We start from the raw sequence: 17387 nt of genomic DNA on the forward strand, positions 1-17387 counted from the left end.
CACATCACAATGTAGTGAAAGGAACAGCAATGAACACGCGGAAGAAACTCTTTGCGGCTGGCGCGGTATTCGCCACGGCCGTTCTTCTGGCCGGATGTGGCTCAAGTGGCGGCGTCGGCGGAGCCGAGGAGGTGGAGCAGGCGACCGGCGAGGACGCGACGATCAACTACTGGACGTGGTTCCCGCCGGAGGCCACGCTCAACGCGGCCATCGAAGCTTTCGAGGCTGAGAATCCCAACATCACCGTCAACCTGCGGGTGTTCGAAGCCGCTGACTACGCCAAGCAACTGTCGCTCGCGCTGAGCGCCGGAGAAGACATCGATGTGGCCGGCGTGCAGGTCTCGGCCATGACCAACGCAGTCAAGGACTTCATGCTTCCGGTCGAAGACTGGGAGGGCGACTGGATCCAGGATGTCAACGAGTCGATGCTCGCACAGACAGCAGGCATCGCTGACGATGGGGTGCTCTACTCGGTGCCCATGGGCTCGATCGGCAGCCCGATCATGTACTACAACGCAGCGATGCTTGAGGAGGCAGGGGTCGAGGTTCCGACCACGTCAGCCGAATGGAAGAGCGCGGTTGACTCCATTCAAGCGCAGTTCCCCGACGTCAACCCGGTCGTTTTCCAGGGTGAAACTTACTGGCAGGAGGAAATGCTCTTCGGCTTTGCGGAGCAGAACTCGCCCGGCCTGTCGGATGACATCTTCGGGGGTGACGGTGCCTGGGACCAGGAGGCGATGATTGACGGACTGAACGCCTACAAGTCGATCTTCGACGACGGAATCGTCAGTACCGACGTGCTGAGCCTCACGGGAACGCGACCAAATGAGATCTTCGCGGCGGGCGAGGCAGCGTTCTACATCGATGGCTCGTGGCAGAACTCGCTCTTGTCTGCGGACTACCGCGAAAACGCCGGTATTGACCTTGAGGATGTCGGCGCAGCGCCGCTTCCGCTGGTCGACGGCGGCTCGCCGGCTGTTCGTGCACTGGCCGAGGGGGGTCTCGCGATTCCCGCCTCGTCGTCCAATGTCGAGGCGGCCAGCCTCTTCATCGAGTTCATGGTCGTTGGTGGCGGTGTTGATGTGTGGGCAAAAGATCTGGTCCTCGTTCCCAGTCTGAACGGCTACCAGCTACCCGACGACGTGCTCCAGAGTTCTGCAGCTCAGGAAGGCTTCGCTGCGGCAGCAGCGGTCATCGGCGATCCGACGTCGCCACGCACCAGCCAGCAGGACTTCCTCAATGCGGTAGAGGGGAACGCGATTCTCGACGTGTTGCGTGGCGAGCAGACAGCTGAAGAGGCCGCCGCGTACATGCAAGAAGAGTGGACTTCGGGCCGCTACCCGCACGGTTCAGACCAGTGACAGAAAGTCTCACTACCCGGGCGATCGTCACGGGCGAGCGCGGGGGGCGGCGCAGCGAGCGCCGGCCCCCGCGCCGCGCGGGCCGGCGCTCGCCGATGCGTGGCCCGTGGTTCGCCATCGCGTTCCTCGCTCCGCTGCTCGCCTTCTACGCGATCTACTTCGTCTACGGCTTCGCCGTTTTGGGTGTCGTCAGCACGCAGCGCGTAGGACTGACCTTTCAGAACGCGGTCGACGTAGGCTTCCAAAATTTCGAGCTGGTGCTCACCGACCCGTCCTTCCTCCGTTCGATCATCAATACGGTCGCGTTCGGGCTCTTCAGCGTCTTCGTCGCGCTCACGCTCGGCTTCATTTTGGCGATGATGATGGCGTCAGGTGTGCGTGCCCGGCAATGGTTCTACGCGGTCTTCCTGTTGCCTTCGTTGATCCCGATGGCGCTATTTGCCACAGTGTTCGGGCGGATGCTGGAAACGCGCGACGGGGCCATCAACGAGGGACTTCGCGCCATCGGCCTCGGGTTCCTCGCGCAGGATTGGCTGGGAGACCCAACGTCGGCATACATCGGCGTGCTGGTGCTCTTCGTCTTCACGATCGGGTTGCCGATCATGTACTACACGACCGATGTCTCTCAGGTGAATGGCTCCCTCATAGAGTCGGCGACCCTGGACGGCGCCTCCGTGTGGCAGATCTACCGCATCATGCTGTGGCCGCTTCTGAAGTCGACGCATATCACCGTCATCCTTTCGGTGCTTCTCGGTATCTTCCGCGCGTTCGACATCATCTACTTCTCCACCGGGGGACAGCCAGGCGGGCGTACCGACATCACGGGAACCTACGTCTATAAGGCGACTCTCGGCTTGGACCGAGTGGGATTCGCCGCAGCCGCAGCGATCATTGTGCTCCTGATCGCGCTAATCATCTCGATCATTCAGATCGTCATTCGAAGGAGGATAGACGCGCATGGCAACCACGGTTGATGAAGATCGCCTTCCGCTCCGCACCCGGCGGGTCGATCGCATCCTGATTTATGGATTTCTCATTGTGTTCGCGGCCGCCTTCTTGGCGCCGCTGATCAATGCGGTGCAACTGTCTGTGGCGGTGGGGGGAATCGGCAACTATTGGTCTGTACTCACCCGGGATCTGAATGGGGTCTCGATTCCGCAGACGTTCCTTAACAGCGCCATCATCGCCGTGATGCATGCGTTCCTCGTCTGTTCGATCGGTGCGCTGGCAGCGTATGCCTTTTCGACGATCGACTTCCGGGGTAGGGAGCCGATGTATTACGGCGTGCTCCTCTTTCTTGCCGTGCCGGCCACGTCAATGCTGGTGCCGGTCTACTTCATCACCGGCACGCTGAGTATGTTCAATACGTACATAGGCGTCGCAATGCCCGAAGCGGTGCTGACCCTGCCCTTTGCTGTTCTGCTGTTGCGCAACCGTATGGGCGACATTCCGAAGGAAATCGTCGAGGCTGCTGTCATCGACCGGGCCAATCACTTCCGCATCTTCTGGCACGTTGCGCTGCCGCTGACTCGTGGGCCACTCGCTAACCTTGCGGCACTGAGCGTGATGTGGTCGCTTCAGGACTTCCTCTTCCCGTCATTCATCCTCCGCGCGCCCGAGCTCGCTACGGCAGCTCAAGCAGTTCAGGTAATCAAGAGCGCTTTCGCTCCGACGCCTCTCGAGTCGTCGCAGTACTTCGCCGCGCTTGTACTGCTCGGCGTTCCGGCTTTAGTCATCATCATCTTCGCCTTCCGCTTCGTTACGAAGGGAATGGCATCAGGCGGGCTCAAGGAATAGCCAGGGCACCGCAGCCAAGTCAGGGAGACGGTCCTCCAGTCCGATACATGCGATGTCTGCGAGGAACGAATGGATGAAGTAAGGATTGAACCAAATGGATGAACGCACTGAGCCACCGCGAAACGCACGGCCCAATATCGTCCTCATTCTCGCCGACGACATGGGCTGGGGGGATCTCGGCTGCTATGGCGCGAGCGCCATCCCGACGCCGCGTATGGACGCTATGGCGCGGGACGGTGTGCGATTCACCGACGCGCATTCATCTTCGGCGGTGTGCTCACCCAGTCGCTACTCGATCATGACCGGTCGCTACGCGTGGCGCAGCCCGCTCAAACAGCACGTGCTGCATAGCCACGCTCCAGCGATTATCGAGAGCAATCGTCCTACCGTCGCTTCCGAGCTGAGCGCTAGCGGCTACGCCACAGGCATGTTCGGCAAGTGGCACCTCGGCCTGGACTGGACTCGCAAGGACGGAACCCGACTCACGGCCTTTGGTGACGACGCTCAAGATGATTTGCTCCATCACCCCGAGCAGTATCCCGCCGACGACATCGACTACTCCCAGCCCTTCGTCGGTGGCCCCTGTGACCTCGGCTTCGATCGATTTTTCGGAATCGCGGGCTCGCTGGATATGCCACCCTCGGCTTTCGTGTCGCAGGACCGCACCGTGGGGCTGCCCACCTTGCCGCGGGACATCTACATTCAGGGTCAGGATCCGGGGCTCAAGGTCGATGGCTGGCGGGATGACGAAGCAGACCTCCGATTCACGTCGGAGGCAGTGGAATGGATGAAAGAGCGGGCGAACGACGAGGAGCCGTTCTTCCTCTTTCTTTCGACCGCGGCACCACATCGTCCTTGTGTGCCGCCCGAGCAGTTCCACGGGATGTCACAGGCCGGGCTGCGGGGCGACTCGGTGTGCCTGGTGGATTGGATGGTGGGTCAAATCGACGACACCCTCGCTGATCTCGGGATCGCCGACGACACCATCGTGCTCATCACCAGCGACAACGGTGCACCGATGGTCTATCCCGCGGATGGCGACACAGAACACCATCATCCCAACGGCCCGTATCGAGGGCAGAAGGGCGACATCTGGGACGGCGGGCACCGCGAGCCGCTCATCGTGCGTTGGCCGGCTGCCTTGGAAGCTGGCCAGGTGCGTGACGACCTGATTTGTCTCTCAGACATCTTTCCGACCATCCTGGCGGCAGCCGGACTATCGCCCACCGAGGGCGCCGCAGAAGATGCTGTCGACATCCTTGCTCGGCTCGATAGTCCCCTCCCTCGACCGCGCGGCCTGCCCGTGGTGCACCACAGCATGGGGGGTGTGTTCGGATTGCGGCTGGAACAGTACAAGGTGAACTTCTGCACCGAGTCAGGCCGAGGCTTTTCTGCGGGTGCCCGCGAAGATGGCACGATCTACTCCGCTGATGCGCCGTTCGGCCGGATCTACGACCTTGAGTCTGATCCTGGCGAGACTACCGACTTGTGGGCGCTGCGCCCCGACATCGCAGCGCAGGCGCATCAGGTGCTTTGTGAGATCACAGATCGTGCCGAGACCGGCTTCCCCTGCGACGTCGCCCCAACTCCGCAGTAGGCGGCTGAGCTGATGGCACATCGACGATTCGTTCTTCGCGATGGCCAGTTCAAGCGTGCCGCTTGATGCTGCCGCAACAGCATCGCGCAGTGATCATTGCCATGCAGTGGCGCCGTGCGTCCCACCATTGTTTGCGTGCGGCGGCGGTGACGGCGTCCGCTTCGGCTCAGGATGGTCGGCCTGCCAACCACTGCCTGTGATCTGACTCTGGCATGATGCGCCCATGCGAGAGTGGGAACAAGAGCTGGCAGATTCCGTCAACACGGCATTGCGCGCGAGGCAGTTGACGAGGGTGCGCGAACTATTGATAGACCACGATGCAGATCAGGTCGTGCGCCTGTTAGAGCGCGAAGACGCTGCAGACCGCGCTGTGATGTATCGGCTGCTCGATCGTGATCGCGCACTCGACGTGTTCGAGCTTCTGAATGCGGGCATGCGGGCCGAACTGTTTCAGGGGCTTCGAGACGAAGACGTGACACACGTGTTCGAACAACTCGACCCCGACGACCGCGCTCAGCTGGTAGATGAGCTGCCCGCCGGAGTCGCGCAGAAGCTCATGAGTGGGCTCTCTGCGCGCGAGCGGGAACTCACCGCCCCGGTGTTGGGCTATTCGAAAGGGAGCATCGGGCGGCATATGAGCACCGAGTACGTGCGCTTGCTTCCGCATCTCACTCTCGGTGACGCGCTCTCTCACGTGCGCCATCGCGGTCGTAGCGCAGAGACGGTGTATCTGCTGCCGGTGACCGATGAACAGCGTCGGGTGCGAGGGGTGGTGGGGCTCCGCGAACTCATCCTCGGAAGCCCCGACGTCTTGGTGTCAGAGGTGATGGTCGAGCCCAAGTTCGCGCACGCCACTGATCACGCTGAGCTCGCGGCGCGCGAGATGGTGGATGCAGGACTGTTGGCAGTACCAGTGGCCGATAGCGAAGACCGCCTCGTTGGCGTTCTCACGGTTGATGATGCGTCGCGCATTCTCGAGCAAGCTGAAGATGAGGATGCTGCTCGGCAAGGCGCATCGGAACCACTCGGCCGCCCGTACCTTGCCACCCCGGTCTTGGGGATTGTTCGTTCTCGGGTGGTGTGGCTCCTCGTACTTGCGGTGTCGGCGCTGCTGACCGTGCAAGTTCTCGGTGCCTTCGAGGCCACCCTCGAGCAGGTGACAACGCTCGCGCTCTTCATCCCGCTGCTTACCGGAACGGCCGGTAATACCGGCTCGCAGGCGGCGACAACCGTGACGAGGGCACTTGCTCTCGGAGAGGTGACGAAGCGCGACATACTCGTTGTCGCGTGGCGCGAAGTGAGAGTGGGCCTGATTCTGGGCAGTCTGCTCGGGGCTCTCGGATTGACTCTGGGCACGGCTGTCTTCGGCATCGGGCTGGGCGCGGTTATTGGCCTTACTCTGGTGGCGATCTGCACCCTCGCTGCGACAGTCGGAGGAGCCATGCCGATACTCGCACGTGCGGTGCGGGCAGATCCGGCAGTGTTCAGCACACCTTTCATCTCGACGTTCTGCGACGCCACCAGCCTGATCATCTACTTTGTGATGGCAACCTGGATTCTTCAGCTCTAGTGATCGTCTGCGTGTCGAGCGGCTACGTGATGGGTGCTGCGCTTGACTGCAGGCTCGGCGGCGGTGCGTATCGCCCAGTCGACCCTGGCAAGGGCGAGAATCGCGGATGTCTGTGCGGATGTGAAGGCAAACGGCCAGGACTTGACTGTCGCGAGCACCCCGATGCTTGGCGAGTTGTCTGAGCTTGCACTGCCCTCTCCTACCAGGTGAGTGCGCGCCTGCTCGGAGTTAGCGAGAACGATTGCGACCGCATCATCTATCGCGCTCACGGCGCGACGCGTGTCGTCGTTTGAGACATCTGAAGTGCTCAGCGTGATCGCAGATTGCGCGAACCGAGTGACGGAACGTGTTGAAACGAGCATGAGACTCATCGCCGACTTCTCGCGCTCGCGCCGTGAGATCAGGAACGCTGCAGCCATTTGCGAAACTGCTTGGTTCAGATCTGCCTCCGCGCGTTCAAGTGCATGCACGCAACGCAAAACGGCGGCGCGATCGTCTGCGGCGTGAAGGTTTCTCTGGCCAGACCTGAGCGCACTATCGAGTGCATCGAAGTACGCGTTGATCTTCAACTTGAGATCGGGTGACGAACTTGACGAGAGGATCAGGTAGGCGCTGAGCACGCCGATGAGCGCTCCTGCGATTATCTCTTCGATGCGAGTTTCGAGAATGCTCTGGTCGAGCACACCGAGCAACTTGTACATCGATACGAGCATGACCGTGGTGAAGAATGACTTCTGGGCGTAGTTGGCGGCGCCGAAATAGAGCATGCCGAACACCCCGACAATCGCAATTGCGACCAATACGGCGTTGTTATCGCCCGCGAGCCACACTGCGGCGACACCCACGCCGATGCCCACGACAGTCCCCGTGATGCGTCGATACGCGCGGGTGAGCACGCCGCTGCGTGTGGTTGTGCCAGCGAAAATGACGACCGCTGTCAGCACTGCCCAGTACCACCGCGACGCCGAGATGGCTTCTCCGGCTGCTACGGCAATTGACGCGGCGATCATCGCTTGCATGGCCATCCGGCCAGTTGGCGCCCACTCGCGCCAGGGCGTCCATCGACGCCTCGTCATCTTCACAGCAGGGAGAGTATCTCTAGAAGCAGCCGACCCAGCTCTCGCCGGTCGCGCGATCTGGGGGAGTTTTGTTTGCCGCAGACGAGCATGCGCGATGCCAGCCTGAGCAATAAGATCGGCCAGGAGCGGAACGCCGTCTTCATCGGCCGACTCGGTGCGCTCGAGTATTCGTGCAGCTGATTGCGACGCCGCGGCGACGCGTTGAGTGCTCGCGCGTGCGTCCAGAATGGTCGTCAAGCACGCGGTCGCCTGTGAGACGCGCGCCGCTTCGGTTTGCTCAGAAGTTGCTCTGCGCAACGCGAAACAGACTTGTTCGGTATCTACTCGCGCATCCAGAGCGCGCATGGCAAGCAGCTGTTGTTCGTCTTCAACGTTCGTGGCGGACTCATGATCGAGGCGCCATGAATCGATAGCTTGTCCAATCTCATCGACGCGGGCGAGATACACGCCGAGCGTGCGATGGCGGGCATGAGTCGCCGCATGAATCGCTTCTGACGAAGCATCCCGCAGTTCTTTCAAGAGGACGTTGAGCTCGTGCCGCGGCCGGCTGATGAGCAACGACGCACGCACGGCCAACTGCGCTGCGACCGCGACGATGGCGACCACAAAATATGCTGGCAACTCCGTGGCGCTGGGTCGCATGAAGAGCGTGAAGAAGTATGCCAGGAACCCCACCATGCCCAGCGCAGCTGCCCGAGCGCCAAACCGACGAACCCAGATGGTGAAGCCAGACAGTGCAACGAATGTCGCCATTTGTGCAGGGCGCCACGATGACAGCACGAGAGCGAGTGTTACAGCGAGCGCCGCGCACGGGACAAGCGTCGCAGCGGTGATCATTCGGCCGACAGCGCTCCTGTCTTGCACTACGGCGCCTGCCTGCACTGACAGGACCACCGACATGGCCAGGAGTCCCGTATTGGCATCGAGCGCACGCACCACAGCGAATGTGGCGATAGCGCTGACCAGGACGCCCGCCGACACTCCCACCGCGGTGGCTAATCGTGCGCGCCCCGGATCGTGAGCGTGTCGTGCAGCGAACAGGCGCAGATGCTGCAAGCCTCCTGGTGCTCTCATGGGATATGCGGCCGCGATCGACCTAGTGACTTGTGAAAAATCACAACTTCGCGTCCTGGCGAGGTACGAAGACCTGCTTGACGATCAGCAGTAGCGAGGCGGTGAGTGGAATTGCTACTAGCGCGCCAAGCAGGCCGAGCAACGTTCCACCGATCAACGCGCCGATTACGACGAGCGCGCCAGGTACCGAGATCGCACGTCTCATGACTCGGGGCGTCAGAACATATGCTTCGAGTTGCATGTAGACCAGGTAGACCGCCGCGAAGATGAGGGCCGGAAGCCAGCCGGTGAACAGCGCCAGCGCCGTCGCGACCACCCAGTAGACCACCGAGCCGACGAGAGGAATCAGGGTGATCCCGAAAGCGAGCGCGGCCATCAGCGCCGGAAACGGAAGCCCAAGTGCGAGGTGCAGAGCAAGGGCTACTACAGAGTTAGCGAATGCGAGTATAACCATCCCGATCAGGTAGCCGCCTATCGAGTCAGCGATCGTTTCGGTCATCTCGGCAGCCTTCGCCCGGTTGCGAGCTGGCAACAGGCGGTTGAACGACAGCTTGATGCTCGGCAGAGACGCGAGAAAGTAAAGGCTGAGCACCAGCACGATGATCAGACCAGAAAGTGTCGTCGCTATCGACGTGCCAACTTGAACGATGCCGCCGCCAATTGCGGCGATATGGGTGGGATCGGTGAGGAAAGCCTCGACATCTTTAACGGCTGTGCTGACCTGGTCGCCAAAGTTTGCGATGAGCCAGGAGTAGGTATCAGACGCGCGGAAGTCAGACACGATACCCGGGATATCGTGCACAAATTGCACTACTTGTTTGACGATCGCTGGCAGAAGCAGCAAGGCTGCCCCGACGAAGACGATTGCGAATGACGCGTAGACGATCACGATGCCCCAGCCGCGCTTGACATTCCTTTTCTCGAGAAAGCGAACCAGCGGGTCGAGGCCCAATCCGGCGAACATTGCGAACGAGATGTAGATGAGGATGGTTGCCAGCTGCGACACCGCAGCCCCGAGCGCGTATGCCGCCAAACCGCCGATAGTCAGCATGAGGCCGGCGCTGAACGGCGACTCCAAAATCACCCACAACGACCTTGTCGGCGAGGCTGCGCTCGAGCTGGAACCGATGGCTCCTGGTGTACTCCGAGCATCGGAATCTGCTGTTGATCGTGAACTATCGGCCGCCTCGGCAGAGCTCGAAACGGTGGGCGTTGGGTCGTTCATCGTCACACCATAGGCCGCTTGACGTCGCCAGCAGCACAGCGGGCTGCGTTCGTTCGGAGCGGGTGGGCACAGGGTGATAGCGCGAATGAAACAACGGGCGAAATCTATCGCCGCACGTTCAGTGCACCCGGCATATCAGCGCTAGCCTCACGTCACACCGCGAGACAATATCGCTCGAAGTTCGGTGCATGAATTGCGGCATGCGTTGGTATGTCCATCACCGGGAGGCACCCATGAGCGCAAACGATCGCTCCTCGGCAACTGATGCAAATCAAGCGTCGAAGTCATCAAATACCAAGGCATTGATCGCGATCATCATCGCGATACTCGCTCTCGCGTTCGTCTTCTCGAACGTCGCGCCCGCGACGCTTCACTTTCTGTTTCTGGAGTTTACGATGCCCGCATGGGGGTGGTTCCTTGCCGTTCTGCTGGCGGGCGTCATCGTTGGCTCGCTGTTTCCTTGGTTTCGCCCGCGCCGAAAGTAGTTGCGGCGCGGCTACCTATTAATGCGCGCGCGACTGCCGCGGGTCTTGCCAGGCCCGCACGACTGCGGTGGTGTCACGACTGAGCCCCGCACCGATCACCATCCCGATTGCTATCGCTATGAGCGAGCCAAACGTCTGCAGAATCGTGTTGGTTGCGCCGGAGGTGCCAGATGCGGCCTCGCTGATGCCGATGAAGCCCATCGCGCCGGGCACGAGTAGCCAGTATGCGCAGGTCAGCATAATCGCCGTCGGCGGCGAGGCACGCAGGCGTCCTGCGAGGTAGATAGCGGGTACCGCAATTGCAGCTCCGATGAGGCCAGAGAGCTCTGGCCCGACGAGAAGGTTGCCCAATAGCTGCGCACTGTAGGCAACCACGAGCGCGTACAGGATCCACATCAACGAGCGGCGCGGAGCGGCCGAGAACAGGTAGTAGCCGAGACTCACCAAGATGATTCCTGCCCATGGTGCCCATGCGCCGAGTTGAGCAGAAGAGGTGGCGGTGCTCGTAGGCTCGCCTGCTACAGAAAGTCCGGCGTAAACGCCGAATGCGAGCAGGCCGAGACGAGCGATTCCGTAAACCAAGCGGCTCGCCCCCGCCATCACCTGACCAGAGGTGAGCTCGACGGCGGCGATCGTGAGCGTCAGACCCGGTAGAAACGACACGAGCGACGGTGCGACGAGCCGGAGTGAGTCATCGTGCACGAGCGGTCTGACCAGCACTGAGATCAACAGCGTGACTGCGAAGGCGGTGAAGACGGGGAGCAGGAGCGAGAGCGTCTGGATGCGCGAGCCCACGACCACAATGATGCCCACGATCGCGCCGAGAATCACATACACCGGCAGGGCGGTCAGAGTCGGGTTGAGCACCAACCCGAACCCGACAGTGAGCAGCGTATGGCCGAGCACAGTCAGCACGGGGCCGAAGCGCGGAAGGACGAGCTTGATTCTCGAGATCTCGGCCGCGACCACGGCAGGTTCAAGACGTTCACGGAACGCCCTGCGCACCACGCGTTCGACTTCTCCCGCTTGATCTAGGCGCAGCGGGCTCTGGTTGGCTGGATAGATCGCGGTCTGCGAGGGTGTGAAGCTGGTGTCTTCGACCATTACCAACGTGGGTAGAACAAAAACACGCAGGTCGGAGCGGCCATAATCGTCGGCCAATTGCTGCAAAGTCTCTTCGACATCGTTGGTGGCTTGTGTTGAGGCGAGCAACGCCGGACCGATAGCGCCAAGCATGTCGGTCACCTCGACCGTAGCCGGAACAGGCACATCGCTGGGCGCGGGCGTGCGCAACACGCTCATAGCGCCGCGGAGCCTCTCGATGAGCCCGGGCATGTTTCCTCCTGGATGCGCTTGATCAGTCGACTTCGCCAGTCTGTCCATTGATCAGCCAGAAACAAAGGTCGCATCGACACCCGGAGTCCAAGGGTGCGCAGAGGGTGATGCCGAGGGTGATTTGAATCGGTAGACCGTCGGACGGACAGTTTTGGCGCCCAGGATGATGCTGACGGAGTGCCGTCACACACGGCTTCAGCAGGGGAGACACAGCCAATGTGTACACGAGTAGTTTGGCCAGACGCAGCCGGAGCGGTCATCGTCGGGCGGAACATGGACTACCACCGCGATCTTGCAACCAACCTGTGGACATTGCCCCGGGGTGTTCGGCGGGATGACGGAGTTCGAGGCGCGTTGAGTTGGACCGCGAAGTTCGGCAGCGTCGTAGCGACCGCCTTCGACATGATCACCGTCGATGGAATGAACGAGGCCGGCTTGGCCGGACACGTACTATGGCTCGCCGAGTCAGAGTACGGCGACTTCGAAGAAGACCGGCCAGCGTTGAGCCAGGCCGTCTGGTTGCAGTACTTTCTTGACAATTTCGCCACCGTCAGTGAGGCTGTGGCATGGATTGCTGAGACCAAGGTGCAACTCGTGCCGCTGACCGATCCAGCGTCTGGCGAGGTGCCCGCCATCCATCTCGCGCTCGATGATGCCACTGGCGACTCGGCGATTCTTGAATATCTTGACGGCGTGCTCGAGGTGCATCACGGCTCGGAGTATCGGGTGATGACCAACTCGCCGCGCTATGAAGAACAGCTGACTCTGCTCGCTCAGGTCGAGGGCTTCGGGGGTGACAGGCCGCTACCCGGAACAACGCTGGCCTCAGACAGGTTTGCGCGTGCGGCGTACTACTCAAGCCGGCTCGCGCAGCCCGTGAACCAGCTCGGTGCCATCGCCGCCATGTTCAGCGTTATCCGCAACGCCGCACAACCTTTCCGCGTGCCTGACCCAGGCAAGCCCGAAGCGTCTCAGACGATCTGGCAAGTCGTGGCAGATCTAACCAACCGTCGCTATGTCTTTGAGTCGAACACGCGCCCGAACATCGTGTGGGTTGACATGGCAGACCTCGACTTCGGTGAGCAGAACCCCGAGAAGGTTCTCAACCTGGCGAGCAAGATGTCGCTCGAGGGCGGCATCGCAGGAAACGTGAGCGCAGAGTTCAAAGACGATGGACCGCTGCGATTGTTGACGTTGGCTGCGGTCGAGCACGTGGCCGCTCAGCGCCGAGGCCAGTCCGACTAATGCAGTGGCGCGACGCGGAAGCCGCCGCACTTTTGCGACGGTGCGCACCGAGTTGCGGGGGCAGCGATGAACTTCAATGATTCAGAGAGAGCACGCACCGAGCTTGACCGAGCTATCAAATCGGGCGATGCAGACAAGATCGCCCGCGCCGCGATGGACAACATCTGGCCGCTCTACAGTGACGACGGCGCGCTTCTCGTAGAGGCGGTTGCGGGGCTGCCTACCGCTGTGCTCGAGCGCTTTCCCGCATTGCAGCTGCTGCATCCGATGACTCCGGTGCTCGCGCGCACGACTCAACCGTTCAAACCGCTCGTCTACCCCGATCGTGCTCGGGCAATGACGCCCGACGAATTAGACGTGACCACCCTTGTGCAAATGGTTGCGTTTCGAATAAGCGGCGACGTGGCCGCCGCGATGATTTACGCACACCGCCTCTCTGAGCGAGTTGTGCATGCACGAAAAGACTCCGGCGGTCGCGCCGATGGCCCGCTGTGGTTCTACCATCAACAGATTGGATCGACCCTGCTTGCAGCGGGGGATTCGGCCGGGGCGCTCATGGAATTCTCGACAGCGCGTCAGTTGGGAAAGTTCTCGAAGCAACCCGATGCAGAGCGGCTCGCACAGGGTAGAACTGCGCTGGCACACGTTCTGCGGGGCTCGTTAGATGCCGCGGATACCGCTCTCAAAAATGCACGGGCGTGCGCTCCCGCAACCACGGCACACATTGCTTCAGCGTTGATGTCGGAGCGTACTGTGGATGCCCTGATCGGGGTCGATCGCGTATCTGACGATCTTGAAGATCGGCTCGCGAAACTCGAGTCGTATGACAGCGTTGAGCTGACCTGGCCGTTCGCGTTGCTCGCTCGTGCCCGAGCCGCGATGCACCAGCAACGCCCCGAAGACGCTTATGAAGCGGTGCGACTTGCAAGTGATGCGCACCCGGTTCAACACGGGTCGTATGCCTCTGACGTTATCGCCGCGATGTCGATAAAGGCCCTGCTGGCAATGGGCGATGTGCCTCGAGCGCGCAGAATTGCTGAGCTGAATGGCAAATCGGGACTACTCACCGACTTGGCGACCGCGCGGGTTGCACTGATTGAGGGCAACTTCACTGAGGCGGGCGCACGGCTGCGGCGCCTCGAGAACGACCAGAGGTGCGGACCAGCTCAGCGCACCGAAGCGTTGCTGCTGGCCGGTTGGCTCGAAATGGCGAGCACCGCGACGATTGATCGAGAGTCTGTGCTGCACATTGTGAGACTTGCGAAGAATCGCGACAATCGGCGCCTGTTCGGGACTATGCCGCGACAACTCATCGAATGCGTGCACGAGCGTCTGTCCGGCATGGCAGCAGACGACTTTGCCAAGGCCACGCAACACCTCGCAAACTTCGAGCTGAGAGCGAGGCCGACGCTTACCCGGAGCGAACAACGAGTGCTGAACGCACTCGCCGCGTATGACACAACGGCCGAGATCGCGGCAGCGTTTCATGTCTCGCCGAACACCGTGAAAACCCAGCTCAAATCGCTTTACCGAAAGCTCGGCTGCTCGACTCGCGACGAAGCGATGAAGGTCGGATCGCGTTTGCATCTCGTTCACGGCGAAAGTGAGCTCGTTCGAGAGCGCGTCTGAGACACACCGAATGCCGCTTGGCGGCGCGCCTCTTGGGCGCGCCGCCAAGCGGTATTTGTCGTTGAGTAACGCGGCCTGCTCGACGGGGTGATGACGTGGGTGATCTCGCGGATGAAGCACGGGGCTAAAAAGGTCTGCTAGCCCGGAGGCAACCGGCTCGACCGCCGTAGTCTCGCCAGCATGGCCACCGGAATCAATTCCAGCTCAAGAATCATCGTCCGCAATGTTCGAGTCTTCGACGGCATCAGCGACCGCACGCAGGACAACGCTGATGTGCTCATCGAAGGGGGGCACGTCGTGGCGGTCTCTTCGTCGCCCGTCGCTGGCGACCAGTCCGACGGCGTCGTCGAGATCGACGGAGGAGGCAAGTTCCTGATGCCGGGTTTGAGCGATGCCCACGTGCACCTCATGGGAAACGCGAACTCAATGGTCGACTTTCTCCAGGGTCCGACAGGTTCTCTCTATGGCAACACGATTGCTGAAGCCAAGCGCATGCTCATGCGTGGCTTCACCACGGTTCGTGACATGGGGGGCGATGCTGCACCGGTCAAGGCACTGATTGATCGCGGCACCTTCGAAGGCCCGAGGATCTTTCCGAGCCAAGCCATGATCTCCCAGACCTCGGGTCACGCTGACTTCTCGTTCGTCTACGACGTTCCTGAAGAGTTCGGCGGCAAGCCGAGCCGCACGGAGGAAATCCACTTCACACGTGTGGCCGACGGAGTGCCTCGTGTACTCGCCGCCGTTCGCGAGCAACTCAAGCATGGCGCAACGCAGATCAAGCTGACGCTTGGGGGCGGCGCAGCATCCATGTATGACCCACTGAACACACTGCAGTACACCAGCGACGAGATTCGTGCTGCGGTGCAGGCTGCAGAAGACTACGGCACGTACGTTGCCACTCACGTTTACACTCCGGCCGGGATCGCCCGGGCAATCGATGCCGGCGTCAAGTCGATCGAACATGGCCATCTCGCTGACGAAGCCACCATCCGGCGCATCGGAGAGACCGGCACCTGGTTGTCGATGCAGCCCTTCGCTGAAGACGATCACCACTACCCTGACCCTGTTCGCGCTGCCAAGAACACCGAGATCTGCCACGGCACAGAAGAGGTCTACGGCTGGGCGAAGCAGTATGGGGTGAAGACCGCCTGGGGCACCGATCTGCTTCTCGAACCTCAGTCAGCCCCTCGCCAGAGCCTGATGGCAGCACGTTTGGGCGAGTTCTACACCAACGCAGAAGCTCTCAAGATGCTGACCTCGGGGAACGCAGAGCTGTTCGAACTCGCCGGCGAACGCAACACCTACCGCGGTGCAAAGCTCGGGGTGCTCGCGGAAGGCTCGTGGGCCGACGCGATTCTGGTGGACGGTGACCCTCTGCAAGATCTGTCACTGATCGGCGACCCCGAGACGAACTTCAAATTGATCGTCAAGGGTGGCCAAGTCGTCAAGAACCAGCTGTGACCACGAACCGCCTCTATCCACCGTTCGAGGTGTCGCGCCGCCCCCTTCGGCACGTCGCGACACCCACCACAACCCGACAATAGGAGGAAGAAATGTCTTCTAATACCAGCAGGGCTCGTCAGAGCACCAATATCGATTCGTTGTTGAGCGTGAATCCGGTTTTTGTTCGGCCGGGTGAGGCGACGGAGTTTGACAAGTTCGTGATGCCTGATCAGCCGAGTTTGCCTGAGACGGCGTACCAGATCGTGCATGATGAGGCGATTTTGGATGGCAATAGTCGTTTGAATTTGGCCACGTTTGTGACGACGTGGATGGACGATGAGGCGAAGAAGTTGTATGCCGAAGCGGCCGATAAGAACATGATCGATAAGGACGAGTATCCGGCGACGGCAGCGATTGAAGAGCGTTGTTGGCGGATGCTTGCTGATTTGTGGAATGTTCCGAATGTGGACGACACGATTGGTACGTCCACGATTGGTTCGTCTGAGGCGTGCATGCTGGGCGGTTTGGCGTTGAAGCGCATCTGGCAGGAGAAGCGTAAGGCGGAGGGTAAGCCGTTTGATAAGCCGAATCTGATCATGTCGGCGGCGGTGCAGGTGGTGTGGGAGAAGTTCTGCAACTACTGGGAAGTGGAAGCACGTTTCGTTCCGGTCACCCCGGATCACATGGTGTTGGACGGGTTTGAGCTGGAGAAGTATGTCGATGAGAACACCATTGGTGTTGTCGCGATTTTGGGTCAGACGTTCACGGGTGCGTACGAGCCGGTGGATGCGATCGCGAAGAAGCTTGATGAGATTCAGGCGAACACGGGTCTTGATGTGAAGATCCATGTGGATGGGGCGTCGGGTGCGATGGTTGCGCCGTTCTGCCAGCCGGATTTGGTGTGGGACTTCCAGATTGATCGGGTGAACTCGATCAGCACCTCGGGTCATAAGTACGGTTTGGTGTATCCGGGTGTGGGTTGGGTGGTGTGGCGTAACACGGCAGTGTTGCCGGAGAGCATGATCTTCCACGTCAGCTACCTCGGTGGTGACATGCCCACCTTGGCGATCAACTTCTCTCGTCCGGGCGCGCAGGTGCTGTTGCAGTACTACCAGTTCCTTCGTTTGGGTCGTGAGGGTTACCGTGCGGTGCAGCAGAACTCGTTGGATGTGGCGCAGTACCTGTCTTCCGAGATCGCGAAGATCGGTGCATTTGAGTTGATCAGCAAGGGCGACACCATTCCGGTATTCGCATGGGTTCTGAAAGATGGACACACGCAGAACTGGAGTCTGTATGACCTTGCCGACCGGTTGCGGATGAAGGGCTGGTTGGTGCCGGCATACCCGATGGCTGATGACATGTCAGACATGGTGTTGCAACGCATCGTGGTGAAAGTCGGCCTCAGCCACGATCTCGCCTCCGCGCTCCTTGCCGACATACGCGGCGAAGTCGAATTCCTCGACTCCCTCAAAGCACCACTCCCGCTCGAAGCAAGCAACGGATCACACTTCCACCACTAGCAGACAAGCGTTCGGGGAGAGGGC

Annotated in this window: 13 protein-coding genes; 10 read left to right on the forward strand and 3 right to left on the reverse strand. The window is 60.9% G+C overall.

Annotation, left to right across the window (positions count from 1 at the left end):
* The first annotated feature begins 29 nt into the window (after positions 1-29).
* The 5 genes from SJY18_RS10120 (at position 30) to mgtE (ending at position 6325) form a co-directional block, all read left to right on the forward strand.
* On the forward strand, positions 30-1361 hold the full coding sequence (locus SJY18_RS10120) for an ABC transporter substrate-binding protein (protein ID WP_396667457.1): 1332 nt from the start codon (positions 30-32) through the stop codon (positions 1359-1361).
* The gene (locus tag SJY18_RS10125) at positions 1358-2335 is read left to right on the forward strand and encodes a carbohydrate ABC transporter permease (RefSeq protein ID WP_396667458.1); all 978 of its coding nucleotides are present in this window, start codon (positions 1358-1360) and stop codon (positions 2333-2335) included. The genes SJY18_RS10120 and SJY18_RS10125 overlap by 4 nt, the downstream gene beginning before the upstream one ends.
* Positions 2319-3158: a carbohydrate ABC transporter permease gene (locus SJY18_RS10130; protein WP_396667459.1), complete on the forward strand. Its 840-nt coding sequence runs from the start codon at positions 2319-2321 to the stop codon at positions 3156-3158. The genes SJY18_RS10125 and SJY18_RS10130 overlap by 17 nt, the downstream gene beginning before the upstream one ends.
* A gap of 94 nt (positions 3159-3252) precedes the next feature.
* Positions 3253-4755, forward strand: coding sequence for an arylsulfatase (locus SJY18_RS10135; protein WP_396667460.1), 1503 nt, complete (start codon positions 3253-3255; stop codon positions 4753-4755).
* Positions 4756-4978: 223 nt separating this feature from the next.
* On the forward strand, positions 4979-6325 hold the full coding sequence (gene mgtE, locus SJY18_RS10140) for a magnesium transporter (protein ID WP_396667461.1): 1347 nt from the start codon (positions 4979-4981) through the stop codon (positions 6323-6325).
* Here mgtE and SJY18_RS10145 read toward each other — a convergent pair.
* Positions 6322-8478, reverse strand: a complete 2157-nt coding sequence (locus SJY18_RS10145) for an FUSC family protein (RefSeq protein ID WP_396667462.1) — start codon at positions 8476-8478, stop codon at positions 6322-6324. The genes mgtE and SJY18_RS10145 overlap by 4 nt on opposite strands.
* Positions 8479-8518: 40 nt before the next feature.
* A complete protein-coding gene (locus SJY18_RS10150; RefSeq protein ID WP_396667463.1) occupies positions 8519-9703 on the reverse strand; it encodes an AI-2E family transporter in 1185 nt (394 codons plus the stop codon).
* Between the two features lie 233 nt (positions 9704-9936).
* Between SJY18_RS10150 and SJY18_RS10155 the strand changes: the two genes are divergently transcribed.
* On the forward strand, positions 9937-10188 hold the full coding sequence (locus SJY18_RS10155; protein ID WP_396667464.1) for a LapA family protein: 252 nt from the start codon (positions 9937-9939) through the stop codon (positions 10186-10188).
* Positions 10189-10206: 18 nt separating this feature from the next.
* Here the strand turns inward: SJY18_RS10155 and SJY18_RS10160 are convergent, their stop codons facing one another.
* Positions 10207-11523 carry a threonine/serine exporter family protein gene (locus SJY18_RS10160; protein ID WP_337336911.1) on the reverse strand — a complete coding sequence of 439 codons (1317 nt, stop codon included), beginning with the start codon at positions 11521-11523 and terminating at the stop codon, positions 10207-10209.
* 216 nt (positions 11524-11739) lie between these two features.
* Between SJY18_RS10160 and SJY18_RS10165 the strand changes: the two genes are divergently transcribed.
* The 4 genes from SJY18_RS10165 to SJY18_RS10180 all read left to right on the forward strand — a co-directional run bounded on the left by SJY18_RS10165 (position 11740) and on the right by SJY18_RS10180 (position 17363).
* A complete protein-coding gene (locus SJY18_RS10165; protein ID WP_396667465.1) occupies positions 11740-12768 on the forward strand; it encodes a linear amide C-N hydrolase in 1029 nt (342 codons plus the stop codon).
* Between the two features lie 66 nt (positions 12769-12834).
* Positions 12835-14397 (forward strand): LuxR C-terminal-related transcriptional regulator, encoded by a 1563-nt coding sequence (locus SJY18_RS10170; RefSeq protein WP_396667466.1) that lies wholly within the window; start codon positions 12835-12837, stop codon positions 14395-14397.
* Positions 14398-14577: 180 nt separating this feature from the next.
* Positions 14578-15861: an amidohydrolase family protein gene (locus SJY18_RS10175; RefSeq protein ID WP_337336914.1), complete on the forward strand. Its 1284-nt coding sequence runs from the start codon at positions 14578-14580 to the stop codon at positions 15859-15861.
* Between the two features lie 92 nt (positions 15862-15953).
* The gene (locus SJY18_RS10180) at positions 15954-17363 is read left to right on the forward strand and encodes a glutamate decarboxylase (RefSeq protein WP_396667467.1); all 1410 of its coding nucleotides are present in this window, start codon (positions 15954-15956) and stop codon (positions 17361-17363) included.
* Positions 17364-17387 lie beyond the last annotated feature (24 nt).

Origin of the sequence: Microbacterium sp. R86528, from assembly GCF_044596335.1 — a bacterium.
Lineage (GTDB): Bacteria > Actinomycetota > Actinomycetes > Actinomycetales > Microbacteriaceae > Microbacterium > Microbacterium marmarense.